Genomic DNA, 16532 nt, shown 5'->3' on the forward strand with positions numbered 1-16532 from the left:
GCGAGGCACCGTCGCCCGCGCGACAACGGTGCCCCGCCCCGGTCTAGGCGATCATCACGGGAGGCCGGCCAGGCCCGCGCTCACCGTGTTCGACCACGTGTAGCCCTGCGAGGCGTCCCAGTTGATCGACCAGGTCATCGCGCCCCGGATCGTCGGGTACGTCGTCGACGGCTTGAACGAACCGCAGTTCGTGCCCTTCGCGAGGCAGTTCAGCGCGTTGACCGTGTTGCCGGGCGCCTGGTAGCCGCCGCCCGCGGCCGAACCCGAGGCGGGCAGGCCGAGCCCGACCTGGTCGGGTCGCAGGCCGCCCTGCAACTGGAGGCAGGCCAGCGAGGTGAGGAAGTCGACCGTGCCCTGCGAGTAGACCTTCTGGTCGCAGCCGAGCATCGCGCCGCTGTTGTAGTACTGCATGTTGACGATCGTCAGGATGTCCTTGACGTTCAGCGCCAGCTTGAAGTACTCCGCGCCGGTGCTCTGCATGTCGATCGTCTGCGGCGCCATGGTGATGACCGTGCCGCCGCCCGCGTGGATCGCCCGCAGCGCCTGCGCCATGTAAGTGGCGTTGACGCCGTTCTCGAGGTCGATGTCGACGCCGTCGAAGCCGTAGTTCGCGATGAGCGACTTCATGCTGTTGGAGAAGTTCGTCGCCGCGGCCGAGGAGTCGACGCGGATCGTGCCCTTCTCACCGCCCACGGACAGGATGACCTTCTGCCCGCGCGCCTGCGCCGTCTTGATGTCGGCCTTGAACTGCGCGTCGGTGTAGCCGCCGAGCTGGCTCGACAGACCGGAGTCGAGGGTGAAGGTGACCGCGCCCGGCGTCGTCGTCGCGTCCGCGAAGGACACCGCGATGATGTTGTACTTCGTCGGGACGTCGGCGAGCTTGAGCGCCTTCGCGCCGTTGTAGAAGTTCTGCCAGTACCCGGTGATCACGTGCTTCGGCAGGTCGCCCGGGTTCGGGTTGGTCGTCGTGGTCGTCGGCGGGTTCGACGTGGTCGGCGAGGTGCTGGTGGTGGGCGACGACGTGGTCGTCGTCGGCGTCGTGGTGGGCGAGCCGCCCGGGCCGTCGAGGTTGACGTCGTCGGCGAAGTACGCGGGCTGGCCGTACCAGCCGTGCAGGTAGATCTCGACGCTGGTGGTGGACGCGCCGGTGGTGAAGTTCAGCGACAGCTGCGACCAGCTGGCGCCGCCCGGGGTCCAGGTGTTCTTGTCACCCGTTCCGGTGCCGGTGACACCCAGGTACGTGTAGCTGCCCTGCACCCAGGCCGACAGCGTGTACGCGGTGTTGGGCTTGACGGACACGCTCTGCGAACAGCGGGCGTTGTCCTGTCCTGCCGGGGTGGCGCTGAGCGCGCGGCTGCCAGAGTGGACCGGCGTGCTGACCACCGAGGAGGTACCGGAGCAGTTCCAGCCGCTCGTGGTCCCGAGTTCGAAGCCCGGGTTGGTCAGGATGTTGGCGGCCGAGGCGCTGCCCGAGACCGCGAAAGTCACCCCCAGGCACACGGCCAGTGACGACAGCAGGGCGAGGAACGCGTGTTTCGGCTTGACTTTCACTACTGGCCTCCACGAACGGGTGATGTCGGCCACATCAAAATGGTACAGACCAATCCAGCTGTCAAGGGTTCGCTTAGGGGAGGCCATACGAAAGTCGGCTCGGCACGAGCGGCAGAATGCAGGGTCCGAGAGCACCCGAGGGCGGATTCAGGAGCGTGGGAGTGAGCGTGCAGGGCCTGCAGACAGTCGAGCAGAAGATCGCCGAAGAACTCGGCGTGCGCGAGGGGCAGGTCAAGGCGGCCGTCGACCTGCTGGACGGCGGATCGACCGTGCCGTTCATCGCCCGGTACCGCAAGGAAGTCACCGGGATGCTGGACGACGCCCAGCTGCGCACGCTCGAAGAACGCCTCCGCTACCTGCGGGAACTCAACGAGCGCCGGGTCGCGGTGCTGGAGTCGATCCGCAGCCAGGGCAAGCTGGACGAGGCGCTCGAAGCGTCGATCATGGCGGCGGACACCAAGTCCCGCCTCGAGGACATCTACCTGCCGTACAAGCCCAAGCGGCGGACGAAGGCGATGATCGCCCGCGAGGCCGGTCTGGAGCCACTCGCCGACGGGCTCATGAACGACCCGAACACCGACCCGCAGGCCGCCGCCGCGGTGTTCGTCGACGCCGACAAGGGTGTCGCGGACGCGCAGGCCGCGCTGGACGGCGCCCGCGCGATCCTCGTCGAACGCTTCGCCGAGGACGCGGACCTGATCGGCGAACTGCGCGAGAAGATGTGGACCGAAGGCCGCTTGGCCTCGAAGGTCCGCGACGGCAAGGCCGAAGAAGGCGCGAAGTTCTCCGACTACTTCGAGTTCTCCGAGCCCTACACCAAGCTCCCGTCGCACCGGATCCTCGCGATGCTGCGCGGCGAGAAGGAGGAGATCCTCGACCTCACGATGGAGTCGGAGGAGCCTTCCGAGGAGCCGAAGACCGGCCCAACCGAGTACGAGACCCGCATCGCGTACAAGTTCGGCATCGCCAACGAAGGCCGTCCCGGCGACAAGTGGCTCGGCGACACCGTCCGCTGGGCGTGGCGGACGAAGATCCTGCTGCACCTGGGCATCGACCTGCGGATGCGGTTGCGTCAGTCCGCCGAGGACGACGCCGTCCGCGTGTTCGCCGCGAACCTGCGCGACCTGCTGCTCGCCGCCCCGGCGGGCACCCGCGCCACGATGGGCCTCGACCCGGGTTTCCGCACCGGCGTCAAGGTCGCCGTGGTCGACGCGACCGGCAAGGTCGTCGCCACCCACGTGATCTACCCGCACCAGCCGGCGAACAAGTGGGACCAGTCCATCGCCGAACTCGCCGCCCTGTGCGCGCGGCACGACGTGGACCTGATCTCGATCGGCAACGGCACCGCGTCGCGCGAGACCGACAAGCTCGCCGGCGAGCTGATCAAGAAGCACCCGGAACTGAAGCTGACCAAGGCCGTCGTCTCCGAGGCGGGCGCGTCGGTGTACTCGGCGTCGGCGTTCGCGTCGCAGGAACTGCCGGGCATGGACGTCTCGCTGCGCGGCGCGGTGTCCATCGCGCGGCGGCTGCAGGACCCGCTGGCGGAACTGGTGAAGATCGACCCGAAGTCGATCGGCGTCGGGCAGTACCAGCACGACCTGTCGGAGATCTCGCTGTCGCGTTCGCTCGACGCGGTGGTCGAAGACTGCGTGAACGCGGTCGGCGTGGACGTCAACACCGCGTCGGCGCCGCTGCTGACCCGCGTCTCGGGCATCACGACGACGCTGGCGGAGAACATCGTCGCGCACCGCGACGAGAACGGGCCGTTCAAGACCCGGACCGGGCTCAAGGAGGTCGCGCGGCTCGGCCCCAAGGCCTTCGAGCAGTGCGCGGGCTTCCTCCGCATCCCGGACGGCGACGACCCGCTCGACTCGTCCTCGGTGCACCCGGAGGCCTATCCGGTGGTGCGGCGGATCCTGTCCTCGACCGGTACGGACATCCGTTCGCTGATCGGCAACACGCGGACGTTGCAGGCGCTGAAGCCGACCGAGTTCGTCGATGACACCTTCGGCCTGCCGACGGTGACCGACATCCTCGCCGAGCTCGACAAGCCGGGCCGAGACCCGCGTCCGGCGTTCAAGACCGCGACCTTCGCCGAGGGTGTCGACAAGATCGGCGACCTCAAGCCGGGGATGCGGCTGGAAGGCGTCGTGACGAACGTGGCCGCGTTCGGCGCGTTCATCGACGTCGGCGTGCACCAGGACGGGCTCGCGCACGTCTCGGCGCTGTCGAAGAACTTCGTCAAGGACCCGCGTGAGGTCGTGAAGCCGGGCGACATCGTCAAGGTGAAGGTGCTGGAGGTCGACGTGCCGCGCAAGCGGATCTCGCTGACGCTGCGCCTGGACGACGAGCCCGGCAAACCCGCTCGCGAGCAGGGCGGCCGTGACCGCGGCCAAGGCGGCCAGCGTCAAGGTGGCGGTCAGCGCGGCGGCCAGGGCGGGCAGCGCCAGGGTGGCGGCAACCGCGGTGGCCGGGGCGGGAACTCCGGCGGTGGCGGCGGCGCCATGGCGGACGCGCTCCGGAAGGCCGGCTTCGGCAAGTAGGACTCAGAAGTACATGAAGGCCCCCATCCTGTACCTAGGCGCAAGGATGGGGGCCTTCATGTACTCGGACTACGGGTTCATCGCGTAGGCACCGGAGAGATCGCGGACGAGGGACCACACGTGGTCGAAGCGGGCCGCGTCCACGACCGGCTTCCGGATCGACGCCAGCGCGAGCGCCTGCTGCGCCTCCGTCGACGAAGACTTCCCGTGCAGGTCGATCGCGGCGACGCTGAAGTCCTGCACCAGGATCCCGAAGATCTGGTCGACGACCTCGGTCTCGATGCCGGTGATCTCCGCCTGCTCCAGCACCAGCTGCCCGTAGACGACCAGCGTGAACAGCTCGGTCAGCGCGAGCCCGAAGTCGAGGTCCTGCTGCTGCGCCTCGTCCGGGGCCGCGTCGGTGAACAGCTTCACCAGCGCCTCGGCCTGCTCGGTGAACCGCACGACGTTCGGGATCGCCGACGCCTTCGCGTAGGCCTGGCGCCAGTCGTGGAACCGCACCTTGGACAGCCCGCGCGCGGGGCCCTGGCGGAACAGGAACTCGTCGTCGGCGGCGTCGGACCGCGTCGGCACGGGCTCGTAGTCCTGCGGCGCGAACAGGTACGCGGGCACGAACTTCGCGATCAGCGCGAGGTTCACCGCCACCGTGCCTTCGAGCTTCGGAAGGCCGTCGATGTCGTTCTTCGACATCGCGAGGTAGGTGTCGGCCTCGAAACCCTTGGCCGCCACCACGTCGGCGACCAGGCCGATGACCTTCTGCGCCTCGGTGGTCACCTTCATCTTGGTGATCGGGTTGAACAGCAGGTACCGGCGGTCGTCCGCGTTCGCGCTGCGGAAGTAGTCCACGGCGCGGTCGGAGAACAGCTTCATCGCGACGAGCCGCGCGTAGGCCTCGACGAATTCCCGGCGCACGTGCGGGAAATCGGTGACCTTCTTGCCGTAGAGCACCCGGTTGTGCGCGTGCGTGATCGCCTCGTACAGCGAGTGCGTCGACATCCCGATGCCGCCGAAGCACAGGTTGAACTTGCCGATGTTGACCGTGTTCAGCGCCGCGGAGAACGCTTCGGCGCCGACGTGCAGGATGTCCTCTTCGGACACCGGGTAGTCGTCGAGCTCGAACTCGGCGACGTACATCTGCGACGGGACGACGTTCTTCACCACGCGGTAGTTCGGGTGTTCCGAGTCCGCGTAGAAGAACACGTACTGGTCCGGGCCCTCGACACCGTCGATACGGCCGAACACCGACACGGTCCGCGCGCAGTTCCCGTTGCCGATGTAGTACTTCGACCCGTTCGCGCGGTAGCCGCCCGCACCGTCCGGGGTGAGCACGAGGTCCGACGAGTAGATGTCGGCCCCGTGCTCCTTTTCGGACAGTCCGAACGCGGCGACGCCGCCGGCCGCGAGCGAGTCCGCCGCGCGTTTGCGGGCGGCCTCGTTCGCGCTCTGCCACACCGGGCCCAGGCCGAGGATGGTGACCTGCCACGGGTACCAGTAGTTCAAGCCGTAGAAGCCGAGGATCTCCGACAGGGCCGCGACCCGCGCGGTGTCCCAGCGCTTGTCGGGGTTCCCCTCGGCGTTCGCGCCGGGAGTGAGGAACGTCGAGAACAGGCCTTCCTTGCCCGCGAACTCGATGAAGTCCGCGTAGAAGGTCCGGTCGTGATAGTCCTCGACGAGCTTGCGCTTGCCGCGCTGTTCGAACCACTCGATGGTGGCACGCAGCAGGCGACGCGTCTCCGGGTCGAACTGCCGTGGGTCGTACCCACCCGGGTTCAGCAACAACGCGGTCGCCTTTTCGCTCATGGTCACTCCTGGTCAGCCGAAGTTACTACCCGGTAACCGTAGCGCCTCGCTTCGCCGTCCGGCCACCGAACTCGATCGAAGTCACCCGTCCACGCTCGTCGCGCAGGAAGCGGGCGGCGGGTTTACGGGGGTCGGCGGCCTTGGCCAGCACGTCTTCACCGACGAAGACGACCTCGAAGGCGGGCGGGGACGGGATGTCCTCGACGTTCACGACCATCTGCCCCCACAGCGCGCCGTCGCGATCGGTGACCTCGAACCCCAGGTCACCGGTCTCGAAACGGCCGAGGTAGTCGGCGAAGTCCGGCAGGCGCGCCGGCGCGGCGCTCGCGATCGGCGGCAGTCCCACGAGGTTCTCCAGGCACCAGTCGACGACCCGGGGGCCGAGCACCCCGCCACCCACGCTGTTGGTCAGCACGGTGACCGCGAAGTCCTCTTCGGGCAGGGTCACGAACTCCGACAGCTGGAGGTTGCTCACGTTGCCGCCGTGCCGGACCAGCCGCGCGTCGCCGTGACGCGTACGCAGCCAGCTGAGCCCGACCTCGTCGAACGGCAGCGCCGCCCCGCGCTGCGGCGCGCGCAGGAGGTCACGGGTGGCATCGCTGATCGGCGGCTTGCCCTCGGCCTCGCCGGTCAGGAAGAACCTGGCCCATTTCAGCTGGTCGCCCGCCGTGGACCACAGGCCGCCGCTCGCGCTGCTCGAACGGGTCAGGCCCACGGTGTGCTCGACAGCGGGTGCGCCGTCACGCACCACGTGACCGACGGCGTGACGGCGGGTGAGCACTTCCCACGGCAGGTAATACGACTCGGTCATGCCAAGCGGTTCGAGCAGCCGGACGCGGACCACGTCCTCGAACGCCTCGCCCGCCACCACCTCGACGACCCGTCCGGCCAGCTGGAATCCGGCGTTGCAGTAGGAGAAGACCTCGCCGGGGGCGAAGTTCTGCGGCAGCTCGCCGAACCGGTCGACGGCGAGGGACAGCGCGTCGTCACCCCATCCGGTGGAGAGGTCGACGTCGCCGAGGAATCCGGCGGAATGGGTGAGCAGATGCCGCAGGGTCACTTTCCCGCGTGCCTCCGGATCCGCCAGGCGGAGATCCGGGAGGTACTCGACGACCGGCTTGTCCAGGTCGAGCGCGCCGTCTTCGACCAGGGCCAGCACGGCGGCCGCGGCGAAGGTCTTGCTGGTGGAGCCGATCATGAACAGTGTCCCGGGGTCGACCGGGAGTCCGGTGTCCACACTGGACACTCCGGTGGTGAACACCGACTCCTCGCCCCGGTACGTCACCCCCACCACGGCCCCGGGGACGCCCGCCCCGCGAGCCTCCTCGTCGAGCACCCCTTGCAGTTCCTGAACGTTCGACACCCGTGTCCCCTTTCGTCCGGTCAGGCCAGCGTTTCACCGCGGCACCCCCGCCGAATCGTGGAAACCGACGAACATCGCCCGCCCGCTTCGTCGGGGGGTGCGATCCGCGTGCGGGGGAAATCACGTAGCCCGGGAGATCACGAACCGGGTACACTGGTGTTGCGGTCCGCTCAGTTCTGCCTCGGGCCGCGTTTCGTTGTCGAAGACCACGCGCCGCGGCCCCCGAGGTCTGCGCCGGGCAGGACAACCCTTTCTATCCTTACGGAGACACCAGGGCGCACCCGCGCCCATACGCTTATGAGCACACCTACTTTCACCGAACTCGGCCTGCCCGGAACTCTCGTGGACGCGCTCGCCGAACAGGGCGTCACCAGCCCGTTCCCGATCCAGGCCGCCACACTGCCGCATTCGCTGGCGGGCCGGGACGTCCTCGGCCGCGGCCGCACCGGCTCCGGCAAGACCTACGGCTTCGTGCTGCCCGTCCTCGCCCGGCTCGCCGCGGGCCCGACCCGGCGCCGCCCCGGCCGCCCTCGCGCGCTGGTCCTGGCGCCGACCCGCGAACTGGCCACCCAGATCGAGGCGTCCTTCCTGCCGCTGGCCAAGCCGCTCGGCCTCAAGGTCACGACCATCTTCGGCGGCGTCAGCCCCAACCCGCAGATCACCCGGCTGCGTGACGGCGTCGACATCGTCGTCGCCTGCCCCGGCCGGCTCGCCGACCACATGCGCTCCGGCGAGGCGAAGCTCGACCACGTCGAGATCACCGTGCTGGACGAGGCCGACCACATGGCCGACCTCGGCTTCCTGCCCGACGTCCGGCGCATCATGGCCGAGACCCCGGAGCGCGGGCAGCGGCTGCTGTTCTCCGCGACCCTCGACGCGGGTGTCGACGTGCTGGTCAAGCGCTTCATGCACGACCCGGTCACGCACAGCGTCGACTCGGCGCAGTCGCCGGTCTCGACCATGAAGCACCACGTGCTGCACCTGGAGGAGACCCACCGGCTGCCGGTGCTGATCGACCTCACCGCCGCGCCGGGCCGCACGCTGGTGTTCACCCGGACGAAGCACCGCGCCAAGCAGCTGACGCGCAAGCTCATGGCCTCCGGGGTGCCGGCGGTCGAACTGCACGGCAACCTCGGCCAGACCGCGCGCACCCGCAACCTGGAGGCGTTCGCCTCCGGCGCGGCGAAGACGCTGGTCGCGACCGACATCGCCGCCCGCGGTATCCACGTCGACGACGTCACACTGGTCATCCACGCCGACCCGCCGGTCGAGCACAAGGCGTACCTGCACCGTTCGGGCCGGACGGCGCGGGCCGGGGCGTCCGGCACCGTCGTCACGCTGATGACCGACGCGCAGGTCGGCGACGTCCGCGACCTCACCCGCAAGGCGGGCATCAAGCCGACCACGACGCAGCTCGGCCCCGGCCACCCGCTGCTGTCGGAGCTGGCGCCCGGCGAGCGCTCGTTCACCGCGTCGCCGCGGCGGCCGATCGTGGACACCCGGCCGAAGAAGGTCACCGCCTCCGGAGAGGCCATCCCGGCCAAGGGTGAGGACGAAGAGCGTCCCGCCGGTCGCGGCGCTGGTGGCCGCGGTGCCCGTGGCGGTCGCGGCCGTGGTCCTTCGGCCGGTGGCCGGGGCGCTTCCGGTGGCCGTCGCGGTGGCTCCTCGGACGGCCGCTCGCGTCAGCCCCGCTCCGAGGGAGACCGCCGTGGCGGCGCTTCCGCCGGTCAGGGCCGTCGGGCGGGCGAGTCCACCGGACGTCGCGAAGGCGCGCCCAAGGGCGGCCAGGCTCGCCAGGGGCGCCACGGTGCCGCCGAGTCGCAGCCGCGCCGGGGTTCCGGTGCCGCCAAGTCCCAGTCCTCGCGGAACCAGTCCGGTGGGGCTCCGGCCCGCCGGGGCGGTGCGGCCGCGTTCTCCTCGGGGACGCGCGCCGGTTCGCGCCGCTCGCGCTAGCTCTCTCCGGTTCCTGGAAGTGTCATGAGGGGTCCCCTTAAGACGTTTTTCGTCTTAAGGGGATCCCTCATGACATCCCGGCACGGTCACTTCCGGGCGGCGGAGCGGGCCTCGGCGGCCGCCCGGCGCTCTTCGAAACGTGACGCCTGGGTGTCGAGCGCCTTCAGGAACTGATCGAGTTCGTCCCGCGCCTTCTCCCCCACCTCGCCGAGCCCTTCGAGCTCGAAGATCTTCCACTGCCGCAGCAACGGCCAGATCACCTCGTCGTGGTGGATCCGCAGGTCGTAAATGCCCGCCTTCGCGATCAGCGCGGCCTTCCGCACGAAACTCGGGATCACCGCGCCCGGCATCTGGAACTGGACGACCTCGTCGGTGATGGCCCGCATCATCGCGTCGGGGGAAAGCTCCAGCGACGCCTGCACCAGGTTCCGGTAGAAGAGCATGTGCAGGTTCTCGTCCATCGCGACCCGCGCGAGCAGCTTCTCGCACATCGGATCCTGCGTGTACTTCCCGGTGTTGCGGTGCGAAATCCGCGTCGCCAGCTCCTGGAACGACACGTACGCGAAGACGTTCAGCAGCGCCTTGTCGCCGCTGTCGTAGCCGGCCTCCATGGTCTGCATCCGCATGCGCTCCAGCTCGACCGGGTCCACCGCGCGCGTCACCAGCAGGTAGTCGCGGATGCAGATGCCGTGGCGGCCTTCCTCGGCGGTCCAGCGGTGCACCCAGGTGCCCCACGCGCCGTCGCGGCCGAAGGCCCGCTCGATCTCGCGGTGGTAGCTCGGCAGGTTGTCCTCGGTGAGGAGGTTGACCTCCAGCGAGGTCCGCGCGATCGGCGACACCCGCGACTGCCCGGGATCCCACGCCTCCCCGCCGAGGTCGGCGAAGTTCCGGCCCTCGTCCCACGGGACGTACTCGTGCGGCATCCATTCCTTGGCGACCCCGAGATGGCGGTTGAGGTTCTCCTCGACCGTCCCTTCGAGTTCGAGCATCAGCCGGGTGGTTTCGGGGACCGCCATGCGCTTCGTCCTTCCAGGGTACGGAAAACGCTACCTACGACACCGTAACTTACGGTGCCGTAGGTAGGCCACCTCCGGAAGATGAACGCCCGGACTCGTGAGTGGCAAGGACGGTTTGAGCCAAGCATGTTTTCAGGTACCTACGGCCGGGCGGTTTCGTGTGACCGAGTGGACGACACGTGTGATCAGACAGACGGCTCGCGTGATCAGAGGGACGACACGCGGTGGAACTCGGCCGTCGCCGTGCCGTCCGTCCAGTCACGTGTGTCGTCCGTCTGATCACACGTGCCGTCCGTCCAGTCACGCGAAAGTACCGAGTCGGTGCAGGTGGTCGTGAGTGGTGAGGACGGTTTGAGCGGACCGGTATTCACCTACCCACGCCTGACTGGGCGAGAGTGGCGGGTCCGCGGCTGCCGGGCGCGACGATGCAGGAATTGGGACGTTCAACGTCCCAATTCCTACATCGTCGCCAGGGACGCCCGGTCTTGAACCTTGATCAACGGAAGATCCGGGAAACAGAACGTCCCCGATCTTCCGTTGATCAAGGTCGTGCCGGGCGCATCCGGTGGCAGACGAGGTGACGGGGGAAGTTTCCGGACGTTCAACGGCCGGAATCTTCCCCCGTCGAGACGAAGCAGGGCCCCCATAGGTGAAGGATTCGGGACGCCCCAAATCCTCCACACTCGACCGCCGATCACACCAGTGAGCAGGCAAGGACGGTTAGAACCAGCCTTGCCACTCACGAGCCTCGAACGGCCGCCAGTTTCGGCACCAGCTGCTCGATCGCGTACGGGATGCTCAGCACGGTGTTGAACGAGATCGCGGCGCCGACCGGCGGGTTCTCGTAGGTGATGAACAGATCCCGCTTGCCCGCCGAGACCTTCAGCTTCCGGTACACCGGATCGGCCCGCACCCTGGTCTCCGCGCCGACGTCGGAGTTCAGCCACACCAGCCGGTCCGCGTCGAACAGGTCGAACCGTTCCGAGGTGACCTCGACGACGTTCTTCTCCGGCTTGCTCTCCGCCTTCACCGGGTCGAAGGGCCGGAAACCCAGCTCGGTCATGAAGATCATCTTCGGGTCGGTCGTGGTGAAGGCCGAGAACTTGCCCGCCTCGAAGGTGTCGGCGACGACCATCGACAGCTTCGCGAACTCGGGGTGCTCGGCCCGCGCCTGCGCGAACCGCCGGTCGATCCCGGCGATCAGGTCGTCGGCCTTCCGCGCGAGCCCCAGCGCGCGGCCCACCATGCGGGTCATCTCCTGCCACGGCGCCGCGTAGTCCTCGTACTTCGGCGGCTGCGCGACGACCGGGGCGAGCTGCGACAGCTTGTCGTACTGCTCCTTCTTCATCCCGCTGTACTGGGCGAGGATCAGGTCCGGCTTCAGCGCGGCGATCTTCTCCAGGTTGAAGTCGTCGCGTTCGCCGACGATCTCCGGCTGCTTCTCGCCCCAGCGCGCCTGGGTCCACGGCCACTTGCCGTACGGCCGCTCCTTGAACCAGTCGACGGCGCCGACCGGCCGGATCCCGAGCGCCAGCACGGCGTCGTGGTCGGACAGGCCGAGCGTGACGACCCGCGAGGGCTGCTTCTCGACCGTCGTCGACCCGTACTTGTGCTCGACGGTCACCGGAAAGGTGCCGCGGGATTCCGGCGGCACCAGCGTTTCGTCGACCGGTTGCGAGGATCCGCAACCGGTCACCAGCAACGACATCATCAGCGCGGTCAGGCCAGCCTTGACCCGCACACCGGAAACGGACATGCGGGTAAGGCTAGCCTGCCCAAAGTCCTAAAGGGACGCGGTGAGACCACGGGCACGCAGGACCGAGCGTTCCAGCGGCCGGAACACCAGCAGTTCGATGCCCACGCCCACCAGCAGGATCAGGAAGATCGCCGAGATCACGCCTTCCATGCTGTTGAACGACGAACCTTCGTTCAGGTACGCGCCGAGCCCCTTGCCGAGCGCCGGGGACAGCGCGATCAACTCCGCGGCCATCAGCGAACGCCACGAGAACGCCCAGCCCTGTTTGAGCCCGGCCAGGAACCCGGGCAACGCGGCGGGCAGCAGGATGTGCCGCGCCGACGAGAGCCGGTTCGCACCCATCACCTGGCCGACGCGCGGCAGGATCGGCGGGATCTGGTCGATGCCCGAGACGAGGCCGTTCGCGATCGAAGGCACGGAACCCAGCAGGACGACGAAGTAGATCGACGCGTCGTTCAGCCCGAACCACAGGATCGCCGCCGGCACCCACGCCACCGAAGGAAGGCTCTGCAGACCGGTCAGGAACGGCCCGACCGCCGAGCGGACGAGCCGCACCTTCGCCACCAGCAAGCCCAGCGGGGTCCCGATGACCACGCCGATCAGGAAGCCCAGCGCGGCCCGGTGCACCGACGTCCACACGAACTCGAAGATGTCGCCGTCGACGGTGATGCCGACGAGTTCGTCCCACACCGCCAGCGGCGCGGGCAGCATCGACTCCGGCCAGAACGCGGCGGCCCACAGCGCCTGCCACAGCACGACCAGCAGGACCAGGAAGACGACCGGCGGCACGAAGCCGCGCAAGAACCGCTTCCCCCGGCTTTCCCGGCGTTCACCGGTGGGGGTGTCGAGCGAGTCGAGTCCCGCGCCGACGGCCTCGTCGGCGTCCTCCGCCGCGGTTTCGGGGCGGTCAAGCCGCGGCATGGGTACTGATCACCTCCCGGAGGTGACCGGTGATCTCCAAGGTCAGCTCTTCGGCGTCGGCGGTCTGGACGTCGCGCCATTCCCGCACGACCCGGCCCGGCCGCGACGAGAGCAGCACGACCCGCTGGCCGAGCCGGACGGCCTCGCGGACGTCGTGGGTCACGAACAGCACCGAGGTGCCGGTGCTGCGGTAGACGCGCAGCAGCTCGCCCTGCAGGACGTCGCGGGTGATGGCGTCGAGCGCGGCGAACGGCTCGTCCATCAGCAGCAGCGACTGCTCCGGGTCACCGCCGACGCGCAGGGTCGCGGCCAGCGCCCTGGCGAGCGCGACGCGCTGCCGCATCCCGCCGGACAGCTCGTGCGGCCGCTTGTCGCCCGCGCCGCCGAGGCGGACGAGTTCCAGCAGCTCGGCCGCCTTCTCGCGGCGTTCTGTCCGGCTGAACCCGGCGAGGCGCAGCGGCAGTTCCACGTTGCGGGCCGCGGTCAGCCACGGCATCAGCGCGGCCTCCTGGAACATCACCGCGGGCCGGGAGGTCTCCAGCGTGATCGAGCCGGACGTCGGCCGGTCGAGGCCGGCGACCAGGTTCAGCAGGGTGCTCTTGCCGCAACCGGACGCGCCGAGCAGGCAGACGAACTCGCCGGGGGCGACCGTCAGGTCCATCCCGTCGAGGGCCACGACGGCGCGGCCGGTCGGCCCGAACGCCTTCCTGACCCCGTCGAGCCGCACGGCGACACCGGTGGACAAGCCTGGCTCCAAGGTGGTCGTCATCGCTGATCCCCTCCGGTCACTTCGTCAGTCCGGGCGCGTTCACGCCGGGCTTGCCCTGGTCTTTGAGCACGGCGTTGAGCGGGCCGAAATCGGCGAACCCCTTGAGGTCCACCGCGGACTTCACCACGCCCGCGGTCACCGAGTCCTGCGCGAGCTGGGTGAAGGTCGACGCCACCGGATCGATGCCGAGGTCGATACCGGAGAACGCGCGGTCGAGGACCGCCTCGCTCAGTGTGCTGCCCGCGAGCGCCTTGAGTTCTCCGTTGACCACCTTCTTCGCCTCGGCGGGGTTGGTCTTCGCCCAGTCGATGGCGGCGAGTTCACCCTTGAGGATGGCGGTGACGGTTTCCGGGTGCTGCTGAAGGAACTCGCTGCGGACGATCACGACGGTGGTCGGGAACTTGCCTTCCGGCCACAGGGTCTTCTCGTCCAGCAGGACCTTCGCGCCCGCGTCCAGCACCAGCCGCGAAGACCACGGCTCCGGCAGCCAGCCGCCGTCGAGCTCGCCCTTCTTGAAGGCGTCGAACGTCTTCGGGTTGTCGAGGTTGGTGATCTTGACGTCGGGAAGCTTCTTCTCGGCGATGAACTTCTTGAGCGCGACGTCCTGGGTGTTCGCCAGCGACGGCGTCGCGATGTTCTTGCCGGAGAGCTGTTCGGGCGCGGTGATCTCGGGTTTCACCACCAGCTGCGCGCCGCCGCTGACCGCGCCGGAGACGAGCTGGATGGCGCCCTTGGACTTGGTGAAGGCGTTGATCGCCGGACCGGAGCCGATGAACGCGATGTCGAGCGAGTTGCCGAGCAGTGCGTTGACCTCTTCGGGCCCGGCGTTGAACGTCTGCGTGGTGAGCTTCGTCGAGCCGAGCTCCTTGGCGAAGTAGCCGTTCTTGACGCCGATCAGCGCGGGCGCGTGCGTCACGTTCGGGAAGTACCCGACGCGCACCTCGCCCGCGGCGCCCTGACTCTTCTGCTCCGCCGGAGCGGCGCCGCTGTCCGCGCGTGAACACCCCGCGATCCCGCCGGCCAGGGTCAAGGCGGCGAAGGCCGCGGCCAGCAAGCGGGTTCTGTGGTGGGTGCTCACGGGAATGTCGCCTTTCGGGGGATACAGCTCGGCCTCGGGTGGTGGCCGCGAGAGTCGCATGTTCGGCCGTACACCTGCATCGCCATCCGAATGACGGGAATAATCCTGCGAAACCTTGACACCAGTCGAGACAGCTGTTCCACATTCCAGGACAGCCGTCCCATGACCACGATGCCCGATCGGGCGCCCTCCCGGTGTAACGGTCCGGGCCGAACGGGCGAATGACGCTTAGTGGTGAGGCACCCTCGGACCGTCGCGATGGCGGGCGTGCTGACCGCCGGGATCGGGCTGGGCGTCGTCGCGATGACGCTCAAGATCGCCGACGGCACGCACTCCGTGCTCGACACCACCCTGTCCACCACGACCGGGTTCCTCTTCCTCCTCGCCGGCGCCGTCGCGCATGTTCGCCGCGCCTCGAACCCCATCGGCCTGCTCATCGCGATGGCCGGGCTCGCGTTGTTCGCCGAAGACCTGCAATTCGCCGAGGACCCTGCCGCGCACACCGCCGGGCTGACACTGACAGCCGCGTCGAGCCCGGTGATCGCGCACCTCGTGCTCGCCTTCCCCCACGGGAAACTCCGTTCACGCTGGGAACGCGTGCTCGCCTTCTCCGCATACGCCGTGGTCTTCGGGGCGGCCGTCCTCGGTCTGCTGGTCAACGACGATCCGAAGAACCTCGCCGCGGTCGCCGCGTCCCCCGAGGCCGAACAGCTGGTCAAACGGCTGCTGGAGCTGGTCGGCGCGCTCATCGGCGCCGGGGTCGTGGTGGTGCTGCTCTACCGCTGGCTCGCCGGACGGCTTCCGCAGCGGCGGCTGCTCTCCCCCGTCGTCGCGATCGCCGTGATCGGCGCGGTGAGCACCACGGCGGGCAGCGCGCTCGGTTCCGCGAATCCGGCGTCCGGCCCGCTGCTGGACGTCTACCGGATCTCGTTCTGCCTGTGGCCGCTGGCGTTCCTGATCGGCGTGCTGCGGGCGCGGGTCGGCAACGCGGAGATGATCCGTCTCCTGCTCGAACGCGACGGCTCCGGGCTGGCGGCGCTCGTGCAGGACGACGAGGTGTGGAAGGACAGCCGCTCGATCGACGCGCTCAACGCCGCCGCCGGGCTGGTGCTGGACAACCAGCGGCTCGCCGCGGAACTGGAGGAGCGCCTCGTCGAGGTCCAGGCCTCCCGTGCCCGCATCGTGGCCGCGGCCGACGACGAACGACGGCGCGTCGAACGGGATCTGCACGACGGCGCGCAGCAACGGCTGGTCAGTGTCGTGCTGTTGTTGCGCATGGCCGAACGGCGGCTCGGGAACGACCTGACCCCGCGCGTCGCGGCCCTGCTGACCGGTACCGTCGACGAACTCCAGGCCACCATCACCGAACTGCGTGAACTCGCGCGTGGGCTGCGGCCCGCGATCCTCACCGAGGCCGGGTTGATCCCGGCGGTCCGGTCGTTGCTGGACCGGGTCCCGCTCGCGGTGGACCTCGCGGCGGCGGACGTGCCGAGGATCGGCGGCGCCGTCGAAGCGACGGCCTACTTCGTCGTGTCGGAAGCTGTCACGAACTGCCTGAAACACGCGCGGGCGCGGGAAGTCCGCGTGCGCATCCGGGTCGAGGAGAACGGCCTGCGGGTGGACGTCCACGACGACGGCACCGGCACGGCCGACATCGACGGCGGTTCCGGGCTGCACGGCCTCCGCGACCGGGTCCGCGCGCTCGGCGGCGAACTGACCGTCGCGAGCGAACCCGGCTCGGGCACCACGGTTTCGGCCGTGATCCCGTTGGACGGCTAGACC

Annotated in this window: 11 protein-coding genes; 3 read left to right on the forward strand and 8 right to left on the reverse strand. The window is 69.0% G+C overall.

Annotation, left to right across the window (positions count from 1 at the left end):
• Nucleotides 1-54: 54 nt before the first annotated feature.
• On the reverse strand, nt 55-1551 hold the full coding sequence (locus ACFWMR_RS11785; protein WP_378378340.1) for a chitinase: 1497 nt from the start codon (nt 1549-1551) through the stop codon (nt 55-57).
• A 161-nt stretch (nt 1552-1712) separates the two neighbouring features.
• On the opposite strand from ACFWMR_RS11785, the gene ACFWMR_RS11790 reads away from it, so the two are divergent.
• The gene (locus ACFWMR_RS11790) at nt 1713-4094 is read left to right on the forward strand and encodes a Tex family protein (protein WP_378378341.1); all 2382 of its coding nucleotides are present in this window, start codon (nt 1713-1715) and stop codon (nt 4092-4094) included.
• A gap of 69 nt (nt 4095-4163) precedes the next feature.
• On the opposite strand, the gene ACFWMR_RS11795 is transcribed toward ACFWMR_RS11790, so the two are convergent.
• Together ACFWMR_RS11795 and ACFWMR_RS11800 are read right to left on the reverse strand one after the other, a co-directional pair.
• Nucleotides 4164-5894 (reverse strand): acyl-CoA dehydrogenase, encoded by a 1731-nt coding sequence (locus tag ACFWMR_RS11795; RefSeq protein ID WP_378378342.1) that lies wholly within the window; start codon nt 5892-5894, stop codon nt 4164-4166.
• A gap of 25 nt (nt 5895-5919) precedes the next feature.
• A complete protein-coding gene (locus ACFWMR_RS11800; protein WP_378378343.1) occupies nt 5920-7257 on the reverse strand; it encodes a serine hydrolase domain-containing protein in 1338 nt (445 codons plus the stop codon).
• Nucleotides 7258-7554: 297 nt separating this feature from the next.
• Between ACFWMR_RS11800 and ACFWMR_RS11805 the strand changes: the two genes are divergently transcribed.
• Nucleotides 7555-9210, forward strand: a complete 1656-nt coding sequence (locus ACFWMR_RS11805; RefSeq protein ID WP_378278171.1) for a DEAD/DEAH box helicase — start codon at nt 7555-7557, stop codon at nt 9208-9210.
• An 86-nt stretch (nt 9211-9296) separates the two neighbouring features.
• Here ACFWMR_RS11805 and ACFWMR_RS11810 read toward each other — a convergent pair whose 3' ends face one another.
• The 5 genes from ACFWMR_RS11810 to ACFWMR_RS11830 all read right to left on the reverse strand — a co-directional run bounded on the left by ACFWMR_RS11810 (nt 9297) and on the right by ACFWMR_RS11830 (nt 14750).
• On the reverse strand, nt 9297-10226 hold the full coding sequence (locus ACFWMR_RS11810; RefSeq protein ID WP_093936054.1) for an acyl-ACP desaturase: 930 nt from the start codon (nt 10224-10226) through the stop codon (nt 9297-9299).
• A 739-nt stretch (nt 10227-10965) separates the two neighbouring features.
• Entirely contained in the window at nt 10966-11982 is a 1017-nt protein-coding gene (locus tag ACFWMR_RS11815; protein WP_378378344.1) for an iron-siderophore ABC transporter substrate-binding protein, read from the reverse strand.
• A gap of 27 nt (nt 11983-12009) precedes the next feature.
• Nucleotides 12010-12903 (reverse strand): ABC transporter permease, encoded by an 894-nt coding sequence (locus ACFWMR_RS11820; RefSeq protein ID WP_378378345.1) that lies wholly within the window; start codon nt 12901-12903, stop codon nt 12010-12012.
• Complete coding sequence (locus tag ACFWMR_RS11825; RefSeq protein WP_093936051.1) at nt 12890-13672, reverse strand: ABC transporter ATP-binding protein; 783 nt, start codon at nt 13670-13672, stop codon at nt 12890-12892. The genes ACFWMR_RS11820 and ACFWMR_RS11825 overlap by 14 nt, the downstream gene beginning before the upstream one ends.
• Before the next feature lie 16 nt (nt 13673-13688).
• Nucleotides 13689-14750, reverse strand: a complete 1062-nt coding sequence (locus tag ACFWMR_RS11830; protein WP_378378346.1) for an ABC transporter substrate-binding protein — start codon at nt 14748-14750, stop codon at nt 13689-13691.
• Nucleotides 14751-15008: 258 nt separating this feature from the next.
• Here ACFWMR_RS11830 and ACFWMR_RS11835 point away from each other — a divergent pair, with 258 nt between their 5' ends.
• Nucleotides 15009-16529, forward strand: coding sequence for a sensor histidine kinase (locus tag ACFWMR_RS11835; protein ID WP_378378384.1), 1521 nt, complete (start codon nt 15009-15011; stop codon nt 16527-16529).
• Nucleotides 16530-16532: the final 3 nt, after the last annotated feature.

The organism is Amycolatopsis thailandensis (assembly GCF_042723255.1).
Classification (GTDB): domain Bacteria; phylum Actinomycetota; class Actinomycetes; order Mycobacteriales; family Pseudonocardiaceae; genus Amycolatopsis; species Amycolatopsis thailandensis.